The sequence below is a fragment of the Dyella amyloliquefaciens genome (assembly GCF_004296575.1).
GTDB lineage: Bacteria > Pseudomonadota > Gammaproteobacteria > Xanthomonadales > Rhodanobacteraceae > Dyella > Dyella amyloliquefaciens.
In genome coordinates this window covers 308606-327580 of sequence record NZ_SAYT01000007.1, presented here as the reverse complement: position 1 = coordinate 327580, position 18975 = coordinate 308606, and the positions used below count along the sequence as shown (strand labels likewise).

The following is an 18975-nucleotide window of genomic DNA, read 5'->3' as shown; positions in this document are numbered from 1 at the left end:
CACAAAAAAACCCGCTTGCGCGGGTTTCTTTGAAGACTGGTGCCGGAAACAGGAGTCGAACCTGCGACCTACGCATTACGAATGCGCCGCTCTACCAACTGAGCTATTCCGGCGAGGAACCGCTAATTCTACGTACGCAAAACAAGACGCGCAAGACGTCAGAGGCTGGCAGAAGCGCTGCCGGCGATGCGTAGTTCCTTGGGCAGGGCGAAGGTGATGGTTTCGGGCTCACCATCGAGCTCGCGGACGGCGCCGGCGCCCCAGGACTGCAGGCGCGCGATCACGTCCTTGACTAGTTTTTCGGGCGCGGAGGCGCCGGCGGTCAGACCGATGCGCGTGACGCCATCGAGCCAGCGCTGCTCGATGTGCTCTGCACCGTCGATGAGATAGGCGCTCACGCCCTGCTTCTCCGCCAGCTCGCGCAGGCGATTGGAGTTGGAGCTGTTGATGGAGCCCACCACGAGCATGAGGTCGACGGCATCCGCCAGGCGGCGCACGGCATCCTGGCGATTCTGCGTGGCGTAGCAGATGTCGTCCTTGCGCGGACCATCGATGTCCGTGAACTTGGTGCGCAACGCCTCGATGATGGCCTTGGTGTCGTCCACCGAAAGCGTGGTCTGGGTGACGTAGGAAAGCTCATGCGGGAACCTGGGTTCGAGTTCGGCGACATCCTCGACCGATTCCACCAGCAGGATTTCGCCGCGATTGGCGGGATTCCACTGCCCCATGGTGCCTTCCACTTCCGGATGGCCGGCATGACCGATCAGCACCACGCTACGGCCGGTGCGACCGAGGCGGGCGACCTCCATGTGCACCTTGGTCACCAGCGGACAGGTGGCGTCGAACACCTTGAGACCGCGCTGGTCGGCTTCTTCGCGTACGGCCTTGGAAACGCCGTGGGCGCTGAAGATCACCGTGGCGCCGTCAGGCACTTCGCTGAGTTCCTCGACGAAAACCGCGCCATCGGCGCGCAGCTTGTCCACCACGTAGCGGTTGTGCACCACTTCATGCCGCACGTAGATCGGTGCGCCGTAGGATTCGAGCGCACGCTCGACGATGGCGATGGCGCGATCGACGCCGGCACAAAAACCGCGGGGATTGGCGAGCAGGATATCCACGAAAACTCCGGACCCGGCAGGGTCGAATCACAGGCCCGTATTATCGCACGCCCCTCCTCACCCCATGTGAGGGGGCGTTCAGGCCTTGGCTTTACCTGTAAAAAGGCCGAATACGACCAGCATCACCGCGCCCACCGTGATGCCGCAATCAGCCACGTTGAACACCGGGTAGTTCCACTCGCGGAAGTACACGTGGATGAAATCGGTCACCTGGGCCGCGTGCAGGCGATCGATCAGATTGCCCAGCGCGCCGCCAACGATCAGCGCCAACGGCATTGCCGTCTTCCAGTCGCTGCGCGGCGTGCGATGCAGCCATACGACCAGCACGGCGCTGATGGCCACCGCCAGCAGCACGAAGAACCAACGCTGCCAGCCGTCGCCAGTGGCGAGGAAGCTGAACGCGGCACCGGTATTGAAGGCCAGCGTCCAGTTGAGGAAACCTGGGATCACCGGATGCGGAAGGCCGGCCGGCTGCAATGCGGTGAGCGCCCACCATTTGCTGAGCTGGTCGAGAACGATCACGACCACCGAGAGCAGTAGCCAGGAAAGGGCGTTGGGTTTGGGTTTCATCATGGGTCAAATCTTGCCTGGAAGCTCCCTCTCCCCTTTGGGGAGAGGGTTGGGGTGAGGGGTCAATCTTGCGACGAGCGGGGAACGAAGCGACCTCTGCTCTTTTGAAGCCTCGTTGCAAGCACCCGCCCCTCACCTCGGTCCTCTCCCCGAAGGGGAGAGGAAGAAGTGCGGTCAGAACCAGCGACGATCCTCGCCCGGCCCTTCCACATTGCTGATGCAGCGATCGCACAGCTCCGGATGATTCGCATGCGTGCCGACGTCATCGCGACGATGCCAGCAGCGCACGCACTTGGCGGCATCGCTGACGGTCGCCGAGACCCACACGTCGGCACCTTCCAGTTCGGTCAGCACGGCGTCGGCCGGCTGGCCGCCGGCCAGGTCCAGGCGCAGGTCCGAGGTGATGAAGAAGAAGCGCAGTTCCGACGCTGCCGGCTGGTAGCGCGCGACAATGGCGGGATCGGCATGGATAGCCAGCTTCGCCTCCAGCGAGGCGCCGATCTGCTCGCCCTTGCGCATGCCTTCGAGCACGCGCGAAGCGGTCTCGCGGATGGCCAGCAGGTCGGACCAGTAGCGACGCTGCTCCGGCGAACCCTGCGTGGCGGCCAGGCCTTCGTACCAGGTTTCGAACAGCACGCTCTCGCTGCGCTCGCCCGGCATGTTCTGCCAGATTTCTTCGGCAGTGAAAGTGAGCACCGGCGCCAGCCAGCGCACCAGCGCTTCGGCGATGCGGTACATCGCACTCTGCGCGCTGCGACGACCGTGACTTTCGGTCGGCATCGTGTAGAGACGATCCTTGGTGATATCGAGGTACAACGCGCCCAGCTCGTTGGTGCAGTAGTTCTGCACGCGCTGCACGATTTCCGGGAAATCGTAGCGGTCGTAGGCCGCCATCACCGCCTGCTGTGTGTCGTACGCCTGCTGCACGGCCCACTGGTCGAGCGCCAGGCTTTCTTCCACCGGCACGAGGTGCTTGGTGGGGTCGAAGCCATCGAGGTTGCCGAGCAGGAAGCGCGCGGTGTTGCGGATGCGGCGATACGTATCCGACACACGCTTGAGGATCTCGTCCGACAACGACATCTCGTTGCGGTAATCCGTCGAGCAGATCCAAAGGCGCAGGATGTCCGCGCCCAGGTTCTTCATGATGTCCTGCGGCTCGATGCCGTTGCCCAACGACTTGGACATCTTGCGGCCCTGCGCATCCACGGTGAAACCGTGGGTGAGCACGTCGTTGTAAGGCGCCTTGGCGAACATCGCCGACGAAGTCAGCAGCGACGACTGGAACCAGCCGCGATGCTGGTCCGAGCCTTCCAGGTACATCACCTTGTAGCTTGAGGCCTTGCCCTGCTGCAGTTCCTGACGCTGGCCGACCACCGCGAAATGGCTGACGCCGGAGTCGAACCACACGTCGAGCACGTCGAGGACTTTTTCATAGTCCTTGGCCTGGTCGCCCAGCAGCTCGGCCGCATCCAGCGCGTACCACGCATCGATGCCGCCCTGCTCCACGCGCTTGGCCACCTGCTCCAGCAGCGCGACGGAATCCGGATGCGGTTCCTGCGTACCCTTGTGGATGAACAGCGCGATCGGCACGCCCCAGGTGCGCTGGCGCGAGATGCACCAGTCGGGACGATCGCCGACCATGCCGGCGATACGCTCCTCGCCCCAGCCCGGCACCCAGCGCACGTGCTTGATTGCATCGAGCGCGGTCGGGCGCAGCCCTTCCTTCTCCATGCTGATGAACCACTGCGGCGTGGTGCGGAAGATCACCGGCGTCTTGTGGCGCCAGCAATGCGGATAGCTGTGTTCGATCCTGGCGAAGGCCAGCAGCACACCACGACGGCGCAGCAGCTCGACGATCTCGTCGTTGGCCTTCCACAGGTGCTTGCCGGCGATCACGGTGCCGTCGAGCGCCACCGGCGTGTCCGCGCGATAGGTGCCGCGAGCTTCGGTGTAGTTGAGCGTCTCGATGCCGTACTTGCGCGAGACGACGAAGTCTTCCACGCCGTGGTCCGGCGAGGTGTGCACGGCGCCGGTACCGTCTTCGGCCGACACGTGGTCGCCGATCAGCACGGGCACTTCGCGTGCATAGAACGGATGCTTCAGCAGCACGCCTTCCAGCGACTGGCCGGCAACGTGGCCGAGCACGTTGACCTCGCCTTCGATGCCGTAGCGATGCGAGACCTTTTCCACCAGCGCGCTGGCCACGACCAGCAGCAGACGATGGCCGTCACGCGACGGGCCTTCGATCAGCGCGTATTCGAGGTCACCGCCCAGCGACACGGCCTGGCTTTCCGGCAGCGTCCACGGCGTGGTGGTCCAGATCGGGATGGCGACGATGGCGTCGCCTGCATCCACGCCGAACTTCTGTGCGAGCGCCTTCGCGTCCACTGCGTCGTAAGCAACGTCGACGGCCGGCGAGGTCTTGTCGGCATATTCGATCTCGGCTTCGGCCAATGCCGAGCCGCAGTCGAAGCACCAGTACACCGGCTTGGCGCCACGCACGACGTGGCCGTTGCCGACGATCTTCGCCAGCGCGCGCACCATGTCGGCTTCGTACTTGAAGTCCATGGTGCGGTACGGGTTTTCCCAGTCACCCAGCACGCCGAGGCGCTTGAAGTCGGTGCGCTGCAGGTCGATCTGCTGTTGCGCGTATTCGCGGCACTTCTGGCGGAATGCGGCGGCGTCGAGCTTGTCGCCCACGCGACCGAATTTCTTCTCCACCGCCACTTCGATCGGCAGACCGTGGCAGTCCCAGCCCGGCACGTAGGGCGCGCGGTAGCCGGCCAGAAGGCGCGACTTCACCACCACGTCCTTGAGCACCTTGTTCACCGCATGGCCCAGGTGGATCGCACCGTTGGCGTACGGCGGGCCGTCATGCAGCACGAACACCTTGTCGCGGTTCGCCGCGCGCTCCTGGATCTGCACGTAGCGGTTCACCTGCTGCCAGTCGGCCAGCCACTTGGGCTCGCGCTTGGGCAGGTCGCCGCGCATCGGGAATTCCGTCTGCGGCAGGTTGATGGTGTTCTTGTAATCCTGGGTCATTGCCTGGGGATGCTCTGATCGGGGTCTGGCGCGGTCCTGCGGGCGCCGTCATTGCCTGGCGCCGCCAAGGACACGGCGGAAACGCCAACGTTACCGGATTTGGGGCCGTTACGCCTCGCTGAGGCGCGGATTCATGCCCAACAACTCACGCGCCTGGCGGGCGTCTTTGGCCATCTGGACGGTCAAAGCCTCGACGCCGTCGAATTTCTGCTCGTCGCGCAGCTTGGCCACGAATTCCACCGCCATGCGCTGGCCGTAGAGGTCGCCTTCGAAATCGAACAAATGGACTTCCAGCAGCGGCTCGGGCACTTCGTTGACGGTGGGGCGGACGCCGAGGCTGGCCACGCCCGGCCAGCTGCACTCGCCCTCGCCCAGCCCCACCCGCACCGCGAAAATGCCGTGCACGGGGCTGGAACGGTCCCGCAGGTGGATGTTGGCGGTGGGATAACCCAGCTGGCGCCCCAGCTGCTTGCCGTACTCCACCTTGCCCTCCATCACGAACGGACGGCCGAGCAGCGGCGTCGCCCCGGCAAACTCGCCGGCCGCCAGCAGCATGCGCACGCGGCTGGCCGATACGCGGGCGCCCTCCAGCAGCACGGCCGGCATGGTGCGGGCACTGAAACCCAGTTGCTGCCCCATCGCCTCGAGCAGGGCCACGTCGCCGCCGCGCTTGTGCCCGAAGCGGAAGTCGCCGCCGACCCACACCTCGCGGGCCGCGAGGCGGTCGATCAGCACGCGCTGCACAAAATCCTCGGCCGACATGGCCGTCAGTGCGCCGTTGAAACGCAGCAGCAGCACCTGCTCCATCCCGGCCGCATCGAAGCCACGCAGCTTCTCGCGCACGCTGGACAGCCGCGCCACCGGGTCGGGCGAAAAGAAGGCCCGGGGAAGCGGCTCGAAGCTCACGACCACCGGCGTCAGGCCAAGTGCATCAGCTCGCTCGCGCACTTCGGCAAGCAAGGCCTGGTGACCACGATGCAGTCCGTCGAACGCCCCAACGGCTACCACACTGCCGCCGGGCGCCAGACAGGGGCCGGCGACATCCCTGGAAAGTCTCATCATCGGGCGAGTATAGCGGGTGATGGCCGCCAGCCCCGCCCTGTAGGAGCGCACCCAGTGCGCGATCAGGGCATGGCGTGGAGCAAGGCTCGTCACCTCAGCGATGGCTTCGGGAACGAACCGCTTGTCACCCCAAACGGCAATCGCGCACTGGGTGCGCTCCTACAAAGCCGCCTCAGGCGCCGCGCAGTTCGCGCATACGGAAGCCCGCTGCGAACAGGGTCACTACATAAGCGCCGCCGCCGGCGATCACCAGCACCGCCAGGCGCCATACACGGGTCCTGTTGTTGACATCCGTCCAGTCGGGCCAGATCCACATGCCCACCAGCAGTACGGCGATCATCACGGCACAGGACAGCACCAGGCGCAGCATGTGCCGCGTCCAGCCCGGCTGGCGCTGGTAGACGCCAGCCTGCTTCAGCCAGCGCCACAGCAGGCCCAGGTTGATGTAGCTGGCCAGCGCGCTGGCCATGCCGAGCGCCATGTGCAGGCCGGGCACCGCGGCGATGCCGTCCATCCAGGGCAGTTGGCGCTGCTCCGGCGTAGCCCACAGCGTGAACAGCATCGCCACGAACACCACGTTGAGCACCATGTTGGCCACCAGCGAAGCCACGCCCGCGCGCACCGGCGTGCGCGTGTCCTGGCGTGCGTAGAACGCCGGCAGCGCCACCTTCACCAGCGCGAAAGCCGGCAGGCCGAAGCTCAGCGCCGTGATGGACAGCGTCGCCATATGGGTATCGAACGGCGTGAACTGGCCATGCTGGAACAGCGTGGCCACCAGCGGACGCGCCAGCAGCATCAGGGCGAACATCGCCGGCACCGCGATCAGCAGCGTGATGCGCAGGCCCCAGTCCAGCGCCTTGGAAAAGCCGTCTTTGTCGGTGGTGACGTGGTGGCGCGACAGCGACGGCAGGATCACCGTGCCCAGCGCGACGCCGAACAGGCCCAGGGGCAGTTCGAGGAAGCGGTCAGCCTGCGACAGCCAGCTCTGCGAACCGGTCATCAGGTAGGCGGCAATCACCGTATCCAGCAGCAGGTTGACCTGGGCCACCGACGAACCGAACAGCGTCGGCACCATCAGCTTGAGGATGCGGCGCACGTCCGGATGGCTCCAGCCCCAGCGCGGCAGGGCGAGCAGGTTCAGACCCTTCAGCGACGGCAGCTGAAACAGCAGCTGCAGGATGCCAGCCGCCAGGATCGCCCAACCCATCGCCATGATCGGCGGATTCAGGTAGCGCGAGAGCCACAGCGCGCCGCTGATCATGCACAGGTTGAGGATCACCGGCGTCAGTGCCGGCAAGGCGAAGCGATGGAAGCTGTTGAGCGCGCCGCCGCACAGCGCCGTCAGCGACACGAACAACAGGAACGGAAAGGTCAGGCGCAGCAACTGGGTGGTCAGCGCGAACTTCTCCGGCGTATCCGCCGCGCCCTGCGAGAACAGCGACGCCACCTGCGGCGCGAAGATCACACCAATCGCCGTGATCACCAGCAGCACACCGCCCAGCGTGCCGGAGACGCGCGCCATCAGTTCCTTCAGGTCCTCGTGGCTTCGCTTCTCCTTCACCTCGGTGAAGACGGGCACGAAGGCCGTGGAGAACGAACCTTCCGCAAACAGGCGGCGCATGAAGTTGGGAATGCGGAACGCCACCCAGAACGCATCCGTGGCGGCATTGGCACCGAACGTCGCATTGATGGATATGTCCCGGACCAGACCGAGCACGCGCGAAATCATGGTCATGCTGCTGAAGGACAGCAGCCCGCGGAACATGCTGGGAGACTTCATGCGTGGAAACAGTGCCTTTGCTGGTGAGACGCTGCGGGCGCGGATCGCCCTGCCCGGGCCGAAAGGCGCGTAGTGTGACAGCCGCGAAGAGCAAGTTCACGGTCCAGGCATGGCATAATCGTGGCTGGTTCATCCGAGCCATCGTCGCTGCAGCGGCGTCTGGCGCCCGTTGGCGCCTTGACAAACAGCTAAGCTGTTGACGCAACGGCGCATTGCCCGCATAATCGACAGTCTTTTTCCAACCCAGCAATTCATTTCGGAGTTCTACCTTGGCCAACATCAAGTCCGCGAAGAAGCGCGCGCGCCAGTCCGAGCAGCGCCGCCTGCGCAACGTCAGCGCCCGTTCCATGGTGCGCACCGCCCTCAAGAAGGTCGTCAAGGCCATCGAGAACAAGGACAAGGCTGCTGCTGTCGAGGCGTTCGCCGCCGCCCAGCCGGTCATGGATCGCTACGCCGCCCGCGGCCTGATCCACAAGAACAAGGCTGCTCGCCATAAGAGCCGCCTCAACGCGAAGATCCGCGAACTGGCGTAAGCCAGTTCCGCGTATTGCATCTCGGGTTGGTAGGAAAGCCGGCGCAAGCCGGCTTTTCTGTGCGCGAACGAAACATCGGCCGGCGAAAGCCGGTTTTTTTGTGCCCGGGCTTTTACCCCCTCTCCCCTCCGGGCGACCCGAAGGTAGTCCCCTTTTGGGGAGAGAGGGTTGGGGTGAGGGGCCAGTCTTGCGGCATGACTGACTACAGCACGCTCTTCCGGGGCGCCTCCGCGAGCACCCGCCCCCTCACCCTACCCTCTCCCCTGCGGGGAGAGGGGAAAAGAAAAAGGCGGCCACTGGGCCGCCTTTTCTGAATACCTTGTCGAAGCGGCTTACTCCGCCGCCCCGTCACCCCGCAGCCGCACATCCCCCGGCAGCATGTCGGTGCGCTCTTCATGCGCCATTCGCTGCTCGGTAAGGAAGTGCCAAATCTGCTGACACACCGGCATGGTGTTCTCGCGGGCGATGGCGGAGACCAGGAACCACGGCTCCTTCCACTCCAGGCGCTGCACGATGTCCTCGGCCATGGCCTGGCGCTCGTCATCGGGCAGCACGTCGGCCTTGTTCAGCACCAGCCAGCGCGGCCGCTGCAGCAGCTCCGCATCGAATTTCTCCAGCTCCTGCTCGATCGCATGGACCTGCTCCACCGGGTCGGTACCGTCGATCGGCGCGATGTCGACCACGTGCAGCAACAGGCGCGTGCGCGACACATGACGCAGGAACTGGATACCCAGGCCCGCACCATCCGCAGCACCCTCGATCAGGCCCGGGATATCGGCGATCACGAAGCTCTGGTCGGTGCCCAGGCTGACCACGCCAAGGTTGGGGTGCAGCGTGGTGAACGGGTAATCGGCCACGCGCGGGGTCGCGGCGGACACGGCGCGGATGAAGGTCGACTTGCCGGCATTAGGGAAGCCCAGCAGGCCCACGTCGGCCAGCAGCTTCAGCTCCATCTTCAGCTCGCGCACGTCACCGGGCGTGCCCGGCGTGGACTTGCGCGGCGCGCGGTTCACCGAGCTCTTGAAGTGGATATTGCCAAGGCCACCCTTGCCACCCTGTGCCACCAGCAGGCGCTGGCCGTGCTGGGTGAGGTCGCCGATGGTCTCGTCGGTGTCGACGTTGGTGATCACGGTGCCCACCGGCACGCGGATATAGGTGTCTTCGCCGCCCTTGCCGTACATCTGGCTGCCCATGCCGTTCTGGCCGCGCTGGGCCTTGAACATGCGCTGGTGGCGGAAATCGATCAGCGTGTTGAGGCCCTCATCGGCCACCAGCCACACCGAGCCGCCGCTGCCGCCGTCGCCGCCGTCAGGACCGCCAAAGGGAATGAATTTTTCGCGACGGAAGCTGATGCATCCGTTGCCGCCGTCACCGGCCTGGACCTTGATGAGGGCTTCGTCGACGAATTTCATGGAAGGAATCCGGGGGAAAGGAGACTGGAAAACAGGACCCGCAGCCGTGCTGCATCATAAGGGAATCCGACACTTGCGCCTTGCGCACCCAGCCGGACTACCTGCTTCCCTATAAAAACAAAGGCCCCGCCGAGGGCGGGGCCTTCGCTGCAACATCGAAGGGGATTAAGCCTTGACGACGCTGACGAACTTGCGACCTTCGGCGCCGCGAGCCTTGAATTCGACGGTGCCGTCGACCAGGGCGAACAGCGTGTGGTCACGACCCAGGCCCACGCCGGTACCGGCATGGAACTTGGTGCCGCGCTGACGCACGATGATGTTGCCGGCTTCGATGGCCTGGCCACCGTACACCTTCACGCCGAGGTACTTCGGGTTCGAATCGCGACCGTTGCGGCTGGAACCTACGCCTTTTTTATGTGCCATGACTCAATGCTCCAGTTGCTCAGGCGTTGATGCCCGTGATCTCGACTTCGGTGAAATGCTGACGATGTCCCTGCTGCTTCTTGTGGTGCTTGCGGCGGCGGAACTTGATGATGCGGACCTTGTCGGCGCGGCCGTGCTTGCGCACGGTGGCACTGACAGTGGCACCGGCCACAACGGGCGCACCGACGGTGATCGACTCACCGGCGCCGACCAGGAGGACCTGATCGAAGGTGAAGGCGGCGCCTTCTTCGGCGTTCAGCAGCTCCACGCGCAGGACGTCGCCCTGCTGAACGCGGTACTGCTTGCCACCGGTCTTGATGACTGCGTAACTCATGGGAATATCCCTTCTGTCGTTATTCTCTTGGGTTCGCCAGGCCCAAATGGGCACCGGCGAACTCGGGAGTATAGCGGGCCCTTCGGGCGCTGGTCAATTACTGACCAGCTTTACCTTCAGGCGTTTGCCGCCGGAGGTCACTGCCCACTCGCGGCCGGGGCCGTCTGGCTCGGGGTCTTGGCCGGAGCCGCCTTGGCATCGGATGGAGCCGGGGCCTTCGAGTCCGTCTTGGCGGGTGCCTTGGTCGCCGGCTTCTTGGCAGCGGGCTTCGCCGGTGCCTTCTTGACCGGCGCCTTCGCCTTGGACTTAACCGGCGCCTTGGCGGCCGGCTTGGCCGGCGCGTCCTCGTCATCGGCGTCCGCCTGCGCTCCCACCGCCACTGCGCCCAGAGCCGGTGCGGTCGTCGCCACCTTCGAGGGACAACGGCCATTGGCGTCCAGGCTGCCCTTCTGCTTGAGCTCGGCGATCAGCTGGTCACTACGTTCCTGGCTCCACTGGCGTCCCGCCTGATTGGCCTCGGCCATGGTGGTGGGCATCTCGTTGATGACCTTCTGGCCCAGCGGGGAGCGGTAGAACTTCAGCAGGCCGTCCAGCTCATCGGCGTTGAAGTGCTTCTGGTAGACCGGCACCAGGCGCCCGATGAACTGCTGGGTCGCGTTGGCATCCATGTAGTTCTGCCAGTACTCGGCCGGCACGCACGGCAGCGACTGCTGCATGGTGGTCACCGCCTGGTAATTCATCTGGCTCAGCATCTTGCCCACGCCGACGACGTCCATCAGCTGGCGAACCTGGGCCTCGCTGGCCGGTCCCGAGGCGGCCATGGCCTGCGCGCCCGCCATTGCAAGCGCCAGTCCGGCGCCCCATCTCATCCACTTAAGCATCCGCACTCTCTATCGAATCGAAGCCAGGGCCCGTCGAGCCCAAAGAACCTATTTAGCCATAGTTGATCCGATCTTCCCTGAAGATCGACGGCCTGGCGTCAGGGGTAATAACTAACCTGATTGGTTTGATATAGTGCAGTTTTTCCCTTTCCCCCACCTTCCCGGGCGACATGGACACCATCCGCATCCGCGGTGCGCGTACGCACAACCTCAAGAACATCGACCTGGACCTGCCCCGTGATCAGCTGATCGTGATCACGGGTCTCTCCGGCTCCGGCAAGTCGTCGCTGGCCTTCGACACCATCTATGCGGAGGGCCAGCGCCGCTACGTCGAGTCGTTGTCGGCCTACGCCCGGCAATTCCTCTCGATGATGGAGAAGCCGGACGTCGACCACATCGAAGGTCTCTCGCCGGCCATTTCCATCGAGCAGAAGTCCACCTCGCACAACCCGCGTTCCACCGTGGGCACGATCACCGAGGTGTACGACTACCTGCGCCTGCTCTATGCCCGCGTGGGTACGCCGCGCTGCCCTGACCACGGTATCCCGCTGGAAGCGCAGACGGTGAGCCAGATGGTGGACAGCACGCTCGCACTCGATCCCGAGAAGCGCTTCATGCTGCTCGCCCCGGTGATCCGCGAGCGCAAGGGCGAACACGTGCAGGTCTTCGACCAGCTGCGCGCGCAGGGTTTCGTGCGTGCGCGCGTCGACGGCGTCGTTTACGACCTCGACGCCGTGCCCCCGCTCACGCTGCGCCAGAAGCACACCATCGAGGCGGTGATTGATCGCTTCCGTCCGCGCGACGACATCAAGCAGCGCCTGGCCGAATCGTTCGAAACCGCGCTTCGCCTCGGCGACGGCCTGGTGATTCTGGCCGACATGGACGACGCGAAGGCACCGGAGCAGTTGCTGTCCTCGCGCTACTCCTGCCCGGTCTGCGACTACTCGCTGCCCGAGCTGGAACCGCGCCTGTTCTCCTTCAATTCGCCGATCGGCGCCTGCCCGACTTGCGATGGCCTGGGCGTGACCCAGGTGTTCGATCCCGCGCGCGTGGTGGCGCATCCGGAACTGTCGCTCGCCGGCGGCGCGATCCGCGGCTGGGACCGTCGCAACGCCCATTACTTCCAGTTGCTGATGTCGCTGGCCAACCACTACAAGTTCGACGTCGAAACGCCGTGGCGCAAGCTGCCGGCGGACGTGCAGAAGGCCGTCCTGTACGGCAGCGGCAAGGAGATGATCGCGTTCAAGTACCTCACCGAACGCGGCGGCCGCGTCACGCGCGAGCATGCATTCGAAGGCATCCTTCCGAACATGGAGCGCCGCTACAAGGAAACCGAGTCGCCCGCCGTGCGCGAGGAACTGGCCAAGTACATCAGCGACCAGGCTTGCCCCGAGTGCCAGGGCCAGCGCCTCAATCGTTCGGCACGCAATGTGTTCGTGGCGGACCACGCGCTTCCCTCGCTCACCTCGCGCTCGATCGACGACTCACTCGCCTTCTTCGAAAAGCTCAAGCTCAGCGGCTGGCGCGGCGAGATCGCGGTGAAGATCGTCAAGGAGATCCGCGAGCGTCTTACCTTCCTCAACGACGTGGGTCTCAACTACCTCACGCTGGATCGTCAGGCCGATTCGCTGTCCGGTGGCGAGGCACAGCGCATCCGACTGGCTTCGCAGATCGGCGCCGGCCTCGTCGGCGTGATGTACGTGCTCGACGAGCCATCCATCGGCCTGCACCAGCGCGACAATGAACGCCTGCTCGGCACGCTGACGCGACTGCGCGACCTCGGCAACACGGTGATCGTGGTCGAGCATGACGAAGACGCCATCCGCATGGCGGACTACGTCCTCGACATCGGCCCCGGTGCAGGCGTGCACGGCGGCGAAGTGGTCGCGCAGGGTTCGCTGAAGGACATCCTGACAACGCCGCGTTCCGTCACCGGCCAATACCTGTCGGGCAAGCGTGGCATCAAGGTGCCGACCGAGCGTCGCCAGCAGCTGGACGCCGATTCGTGGCTGCACCTGAAGGGTGCCAGCGGCAACAACTTGAAGAACGTGGATCTCGCCATTCCCGCGGGCCTGTTCACGTGCGTCACCGGTGTGTCCGGTTCGGGCAAGTCCACGCTGATCAACGACACGCTGTTCCGCCTCGCCGCCGCCGAATTGAACGGCTCCAGCGAGCAGGCAGCGCCGCACAAGTCGGTCGAAGGCCTGGAGCTGTTCGACAAGGTAGTCGACATCGACCAGTCGCCGATCGGCCGCACGCCGCGTTCCAATCCGGCCACCTACACCGGCCTGTTCACGCCGCTGCGCGAACTGTACGCGCAGGTGCCGGAAGCGCGTGCGCGCGGTTACACGCCAGGCCGCTTCAGCTTCAACGTGCGCGGCGGCCGCTGCGAAGCCTGCGAAGGCGACGGCATGATCAAGGTGGAGATGCACTTCCTGCCGGACGTGTACGTGCCTTGCGACGTGTGCCACGGCAAGCGCTACAACCGCGAAACGCTGGAAGTGCACTACAAGGGCCACACGATTGCCGATGTACTCAACATGACGGTGGAAGATGCGCTGAAACTGTTCGAGAACGTGCCGACCATCGCACGCAAGCTGGAAACGCTGCGCGCCGTGGGCCTGGATTACATCAAGCTCGGCCAGAGCGCCACTACGCTCTCTGGCGGCGAAGCACAGCGCGTGAAGCTGTCCAAGGAATTGTCCAAGCGCGACACCGGCCGCACGCTCTACATCCTCGACGAGCCGACCACCGGCCTGCACTTCCACGACATCGAGCAGTTGCTCGACGTGCTGCACCAGTTGGTGGAACAGGGCAACACCGTGGTCGTGATCGAGCATAATCTGGACGTGATCAAGACCGCCGATTGGCTGGTCGATCTCGGCCCGGAAGGCGGCGCCGGCGGCGGTCGCATCCTGGTGACCGGCACGCCGGAACAGGTCGCGGCCACGCCCGGTTCGCATACCGGACGTTTCCTTGCTCCCCATCTCAACGTGAAGCCTGCCAAGGCGGCCAAGACCGAGAGCAACGGCAAGAGCAAACCTGCACTACGGAAGAAGACTGCATGAGTTCCACCCAACCGGCGCCGCAGAAACGCACGCGCGCACGCAAGGCCGAGGCGCCGGAGAGCGCCCCGGCCACCGATCACATCGACACCCCGGCAACGCAGCCGCAGGCGCTGTTCATCGCGCCCATTGGGGTGCGCTGGCGCGACCTCGACGCGTTCAACCACGTCAACAATTCCAACTACCTCACCTATCTGGAAGAGGCACGCCTGCAATGGCTGCGCCATGTGCCCGGCTGGTTCGACGAACAGTCGATGCCGGTACTGGCCGCCAGCGAAATCAACTATCGCCGTCCCATCGAGTGGCCCGCGCAGCTGCATGTGGAACTTTTCTGCGAACGGCTGGGCAACAGCTCAATCACCCTGGCCCACCGCATCGTCGATGCAGACGACGACACGCAGCTGTACAGCGACGGCAAGGTCGTGATGGTGTGGATGAATCCCTCGACGGGAAAGCCGGTATCGCTGCCGCAGTCGATCCGCGACGCCGCCGAAGGCGTGGCTTGAACGACCCATCCGGCGTTTGGGGTTAAGCTCCCGCGAACGCCGGATGCCCCAGCTTCATGCGGCATCCGTAACATCCACGGCGACCACCCCGAAAGGAGTTCGACCGTGCGCCAGCTTTCCCTCACCACCCTCGCCTTCGCCATCGCCGCCAGCACGTCGGCGGGCGCGGCTGCCGCGTCATCGCCGTCCACCAGCCTCACCCTCTATCGCAGCGACGACGCTGCGCTGTTCAGCGCGGGCGACAGCGGCGGTGTACAGGCCGGCTATGCGGTAGCACGCGAGCCGCGCGAGCTGCAGCTGAAGAACGGCGTACAGGACGTCAACCTCGGCGGGTTGCCGCAATACCTCGATCCCGAAGCGATGGCGCTGACCATCGAAGGCAACAGCGCACAGGTGCTCTCCCAGCGCCTGCTGCTCGGCCAGGGCCAGAACGCTGCGTTGGCCAGCCTGGTGGGGCAACCGGTGAGCGTGCTCGGCAGCAACGGCCAGCCCATCGCCTCCGGCACCCTGCTGCGCGCGGGCGACGGCCTGCTTGTGCAAGGCAGCGACGGTGGCACGAGCCTCATTCGCGAGTACGCGGCCGTGCGCGCGCAGGGCAGCTTCCAGACGGGCTCCGCCCTGCAGCTGCGCATCGACGCCCAGCGTGCGGGCGCCACTGCAGCAACGCTGAGCTACACCACGGCGGGCCTGGGATGGCGTGCGGCGTATGTCGGCACGCTGTTGCCGGGCGACCGCTGCCAGATGCAGTTCGAGTCGCGCGCCAGCATCGCCAACCGCAGCGGTCGTGACTGGAAGGATGCACAACTGACCCTGGTGGCCGGCGAACCCAACTTCGCCAAGCCATCGGCACCCCGCCCCATGGCGGCCCCTGTGGCCTACGCGATGCGTGCGAAGGCGGATACCGCCCCGTTGCCCGAGCAGGACACGCTCGCGGACTACCGTACCTACACACTGCCCGGCGCCGTCGACCTTCCCGATGGCAGCGTCAGCCAGGTGCCGCTGTATGCCACGCGTACCATCGCCTGCGAGCGCACCTCGCTGTTCGAGAACGGCGGCGGCTGGGTGCCCCCGCAACCGATGATCGGTCGCGACTACCTACCAGGTGGCAGCGGCGCCATCGCCAGCACCCTGCAGTTGCGCGCTTTCGACAGCCTGCCCGCCGGCTACCTGCGCGTGTTGACGGCCGACCGCAATGGCACGCCGCAGTTCATTGGCGAGGGCCGCATCAACGACACGCTCAAGGGCAGCGATGCGCATATCACGCTGGGCACGGCAATCGACCTGCGTGGCGAGCGCGAGCGCACGACCTTCAACGTGGACAAGGCTGGCCGCACGCTCGATGAATCGTTCCGCATCACCCTCACCAATGCCGGCGACAGCGCACGCGTGGTGACGGTCCGCGAGCATCCTTCGCGCTGGCGCCAGTGGACCCTGGTGTCTTCGAACAACAAGCCCGACCAGCAGACGCCCGACACGCTGGAATTTCGAGTGACCGTTCCGGCGGGCGGCAAGGCCACGCTGGACTACGCGGTGCGCTACCAGTGGTCTGCCGAAGACCATCCGCAAGGGTGAAGATGGGCATGTGCAACGGGAGGAAGCCAGCCGCAACCCGGTTTGCTACTCTCGTTGCCTATTGCCGCCATCCACCTGACGGGCCCTTGCCATGCTCAACCTGATCACCCACGACGCCATCACCGAAATCAACCTGGCACGCCCGCCGGTGAACGCGCTCAACATCGAGCTGCTGCGCGCCATACGCCACGCGGTCGATGACGCGGTCCGTGCCGGTGCGCGCGGATTGGTGCTGTCCGGTGCGCCCGGCATGTTTTCCGCTGGCGTCGATGTGCCCGCCTTGCTGGGTCGCGATCGCGAGGGGGTACAGCAATTCTGGCGCGAGTTCTTCCTTACCAGTTCGAAGCTGGCGATGTCGCCCGTACCCATCGTTGCGGCCATCACCGGCCACAGCCCGGCGGGCGGCGCGGTGCTGTCGCTGTTCTGCGACTACCGTGTCATGGCCGAAGGTCCGTTCCGCATCGGCTTGAACGAAGTGCAGGTCGGCCTGGTCGTGCCGGAAAGCATCCAGCACGCGCTGCGCCGCATCGTGGGCCCTTATCGTGCGGAACGACTGATGGTGGCCGGCGCGATGATCGAATCCGCGGAAGCGCTGGCCTGCGGCCTGGTCGATGAACTCACCAACGTCGAGCAGGTCGTGACGCGCGCCCTCCACTGGATGCAGGGCATGCTGGCCTTGCCGTCCAACGCGATGCTCAAGACCCGCGCCATTGCGCGCGCCGACCTCACCCGGATGTGGGCCGATCCGGATGCGCTGTCCATCGACGAATTCATCGATGCGTACTTCCACCCGGAAACCCAGGCCGTGCTGCAGCAGCTGGTGGCGCGCCTCAAAAAGAAGGACTGAGGGCGTCCTCATCCTTCTCGTTGTAGGAGCGCACCCAGTGCGCGATCGCGGAGTGGGGGCATAACCGCTTCGCTACGTCCCCTTGGGGGATAGGCTTTTCGCGCACTGGGTGCGCTCATACAACGGTGGCGGCGTCAGCCGGGCAATTCGCCCTTGGCGACCGGCCGCGCCGGATCGCTGACCCAGCCGCTCCACGACGGTGCATACAGACGCGAACCCGTCAGACCGGCGACTTCCATCGCCAGCAGGTTGTGGCATGCGGTGACACCGGAACCGCACATGTGGACGACATCCTGCGGCGTGTGCGTGCCCAGCAAGGCAAGGAAATCTTCGCGAAGGATGGCAGCGGACTTGAAGCGGCCATCCGTATCCAGGTTGTCGGCGAACGGGCGATTCAACGCACCTGGCACATGGCCGCCGACGCGATCGATGGGTTCCACTTCGCCGCGATAGCGCGGAGCCGCACGCGCATCCAACAGGACACGAGCGGGCTCATCCCTAAGGTGCGCATGATCGAGCAGGTATTGGTTCGCGTCGAAATGCAGGTCCACTTTCGTGGGTGTGCGAACCGTCACGCCCGACTCCACCGGCAGGCCTGCCGCCACCCACGCCGGATAGCCGCCATCGAGTACCGCAACCTCGCGCGCTCCCACAAGCTTCAGCAACCACCAGAGGCGCGCAGCGGCCAGCGCGCCATTGGCGGCGTCGTAGCACACGACCTGCATGCCCGGTCGCCAGCCCCAGCGCGAGAGCACAGTGGAAAACGCGGATTCCAGTGGCAATGGATGGCGCCCCAACCCTTCTGCCTGGCGCGAGAGATCTGACAGATCCGTATCCAGGCTCGCGTACACAGCACCCGGAATATGCGCCTCGCGATAGTCCCGCTCGCCCTTGCCCGGATCGCGATCACCGGTGCCGGGGGCCATCAGGTCGAACCGGCAGTCAACGATGAGCACGGCGTCGGGTGCCAGCGACGCAAGCTCGTCGGTGCTGATCAAGGTGGTCTTGACGGTCATGCGCGCCCCATCCTCTGCAACAGGTTGAACATCATGGCGGCCGTGGCGCCCCAGATGCGATGTCCGCCGTGCACGAACTCCACCATGTCACGGCGGTGCCCGCGAAACTCCATCGTATAGCGCCGCAGGTTGGCCGGCTCCAGGAAGAACGACAGCGGCACCTCGAATACCTCGGCCACTTCCGCGGGTGCGGGATACAGGCGCGCCTCCGGATCGATACGCGCCACCACCGGCGTGATGTTGTAGCCGCTGATCGTCTCGAAGCGATCGAGGAAGCCCAGCGGCGTCACCAGCTTGCGCTCCAGGCCAATCTCCTCCTCGCTCTCACGCAAGGCGGTGGCAATGGCGTCGACATCACCGGGGTCCGTGCCGCCACCAGGAAACGCCACCTGTCCCGCATGCGAAGGCAGGTCATTGGTCCGCACCGTAAGCACCAGCCGGGGCTGCACGCCTTCGCGCACGCCGATCAATACGGCGGCGGGCCGTCGCGGCGTATCGCCGAGCAGCTCCGCCATCTGTGCATGATTCCAGCCCTGCCCATCCGGCGGCGAGGACAGCGGCAGCAACGCCGCACCCACGTCCGCGAGCAGGGCGCTCACAGCGGCGCCTTGCGCGTCGGCAGGACGTCAAGCATGAGGTGCAGTCGCTCGCGGTCATTCATGCCGCGCCAGCGTGCGATCTCGTCGCCCGTACGCAGGCAACCTAGGCAATAGCCACGGGCATCGAGTTTGCAGATGCCGGTGCACGGCGACAGCGGTGCAGGCGCGGGAGGGAGGGGATCGTTGAGCATGAGCCCCATCATGCTAGCCGATTC

The 18975-nt window shown here is 65.3% G+C and carries 17 protein-coding genes and 1 tRNA gene; 5 read left to right on the top strand and 13 right to left on the bottom strand.

Going from position 1 to position 18975, the window contains the following annotated elements; all coding sequences use genetic code 11:
* Positions 1-37 precede the first annotated feature (37 nt).
* From EPB08_RS17485 to murJ, 6 genes are all read right to left on the bottom strand, one after another.
* Positions 38-113, bottom strand: a tRNA-Thr gene (locus tag EPB08_RS17485).
* A 45-nt stretch (positions 114-158) separates the two neighbouring features.
* Positions 159-1118 carry a 4-hydroxy-3-methylbut-2-enyl diphosphate reductase gene (ispH, locus tag EPB08_RS17480; RefSeq protein ID WP_130620382.1) on the bottom strand — a complete coding sequence of 320 codons (960 nt, stop codon included), beginning with the start codon at positions 1116-1118 and terminating at the stop codon, positions 159-161.
* 78 nt (positions 1119-1196) lie between these two features.
* The gene (lspA, locus tag EPB08_RS17475) at positions 1197-1688 is read right to left on the bottom strand and encodes a signal peptidase II (protein WP_130620627.1); all 492 of its coding nucleotides are present in this window, start codon (positions 1686-1688) and stop codon (positions 1197-1199) included.
* A 174-nt stretch (positions 1689-1862) separates the two neighbouring features.
* Positions 1863-4730 (bottom strand): isoleucine--tRNA ligase, encoded by a 2868-nt coding sequence (ileS, locus tag EPB08_RS17470; protein WP_130620381.1) that lies wholly within the window; start codon positions 4728-4730, stop codon positions 1863-1865.
* 108 nt (positions 4731-4838) lie between these two features.
* The gene (locus EPB08_RS17465; protein ID WP_130620380.1) at positions 4839-5792 is read right to left on the bottom strand and encodes a bifunctional riboflavin kinase/FAD synthetase; all 954 of its coding nucleotides are present in this window, start codon (positions 5790-5792) and stop codon (positions 4839-4841) included.
* A gap of 172 nt (positions 5793-5964) precedes the next feature.
* Positions 5965-7572 carry a murein biosynthesis integral membrane protein MurJ gene (gene murJ / locus EPB08_RS17460; RefSeq protein ID WP_130620379.1) on the bottom strand — a complete coding sequence of 536 codons (1608 nt, stop codon included), beginning with the start codon at positions 7570-7572 and terminating at the stop codon, positions 5965-5967.
* Positions 7573-7841: 269 nt separating this feature from the next.
* Here murJ and rpsT point away from each other — a divergent pair, with 269 nt between their 5' ends.
* On the top strand, positions 7842-8105 hold the full coding sequence (gene rpsT / locus EPB08_RS17455) for a 30S ribosomal protein S20 (RefSeq protein WP_038616506.1): 264 nt from the start codon (positions 7842-7844) through the stop codon (positions 8103-8105).
* A 332-nt stretch (positions 8106-8437) separates the two neighbouring features.
* On the opposite strand, the gene cgtA is transcribed toward rpsT, so the two are convergent.
* From cgtA to EPB08_RS17435, 4 genes are all read right to left on the bottom strand, one after another.
* On the bottom strand, positions 8438-9517 hold the full coding sequence (gene cgtA / locus EPB08_RS17450) for an Obg family GTPase CgtA (RefSeq protein WP_130620378.1): 1080 nt from the start codon (positions 9515-9517) through the stop codon (positions 8438-8440).
* 165 nt (positions 9518-9682) lie between these two features.
* Positions 9683-9940: a 50S ribosomal protein L27 gene (gene rpmA / locus EPB08_RS17445; RefSeq protein WP_038616501.1), complete on the bottom strand. Its 258-nt coding sequence runs from the start codon at positions 9938-9940 to the stop codon at positions 9683-9685.
* A gap of 19 nt (positions 9941-9959) precedes the next feature.
* On the bottom strand, positions 9960-10274 hold the full coding sequence (gene rplU / locus EPB08_RS17440) for a 50S ribosomal protein L21 (RefSeq protein ID WP_111983695.1): 315 nt from the start codon (positions 10272-10274) through the stop codon (positions 9960-9962).
* A gap of 137 nt (positions 10275-10411) precedes the next feature.
* Positions 10412-11143: a DUF2059 domain-containing protein gene (locus tag EPB08_RS17435; protein ID WP_229238393.1), complete on the bottom strand. Its 732-nt coding sequence runs from the start codon at positions 11141-11143 to the stop codon at positions 10412-10414.
* A 182-nt stretch (positions 11144-11325) separates the two neighbouring features.
* On the opposite strand from EPB08_RS17435, the gene uvrA reads away from it, so the two are divergent.
* The 4 genes from uvrA to EPB08_RS17415 all read left to right on the top strand — a co-directional run bounded on the left by uvrA (position 11326) and on the right by EPB08_RS17415 (position 17145).
* A complete protein-coding gene (uvrA, locus tag EPB08_RS17430) occupies positions 11326-14223 on the top strand; it encodes an excinuclease ABC subunit UvrA (protein ID WP_130620376.1) in 2898 nt (965 codons plus the stop codon).
* Positions 14220-14726, top strand: a complete 507-nt coding sequence (locus tag EPB08_RS17425; protein WP_130620375.1) for an acyl-CoA thioesterase — start codon at positions 14220-14222, stop codon at positions 14724-14726. Before uvrA ends, EPB08_RS17425 begins: the two co-directional genes overlap by 4 nt.
* 105 nt (positions 14727-14831) lie before the next feature.
* Complete coding sequence (locus tag EPB08_RS17420; protein ID WP_130620374.1) at positions 14832-16298, top strand: DUF4139 domain-containing protein; 1467 nt, start codon at positions 14832-14834, stop codon at positions 16296-16298.
* 91 nt (positions 16299-16389) lie between these two features.
* A complete protein-coding gene (locus tag EPB08_RS17415; RefSeq protein WP_130620373.1) occupies positions 16390-17145 on the top strand; it encodes an enoyl-CoA hydratase/isomerase family protein in 756 nt (251 codons plus the stop codon).
* Between the two features lie 134 nt (positions 17146-17279).
* Here the strand turns inward: EPB08_RS17415 and EPB08_RS17410 are convergent, their stop codons facing one another.
* The 3 genes from EPB08_RS17410 to EPB08_RS21175 are packed head-to-tail and all read right to left on the bottom strand — an operon-like array spanning position 17280 to position 18951.
* Complete coding sequence (locus tag EPB08_RS17410; RefSeq protein ID WP_130620372.1) at positions 17280-18161, bottom strand: sulfurtransferase; 882 nt, start codon at positions 18159-18161, stop codon at positions 17280-17282.
* A complete protein-coding gene (locus EPB08_RS17405) occupies positions 18158-18760 on the bottom strand; it encodes an NUDIX hydrolase (protein ID WP_229238392.1) in 603 nt (200 codons plus the stop codon). Before EPB08_RS17405 ends, EPB08_RS17410 begins: the two co-directional genes overlap by 4 nt.
* Positions 18757-18951, bottom strand: a complete 195-nt coding sequence (locus tag EPB08_RS21175; protein ID WP_205746383.1) for a DUF1289 domain-containing protein — start codon at positions 18949-18951, stop codon at positions 18757-18759. The genes EPB08_RS17405 and EPB08_RS21175 overlap by 4 nt, the downstream gene beginning before the upstream one ends.
* Positions 18952-18975 lie beyond the last annotated feature (24 nt).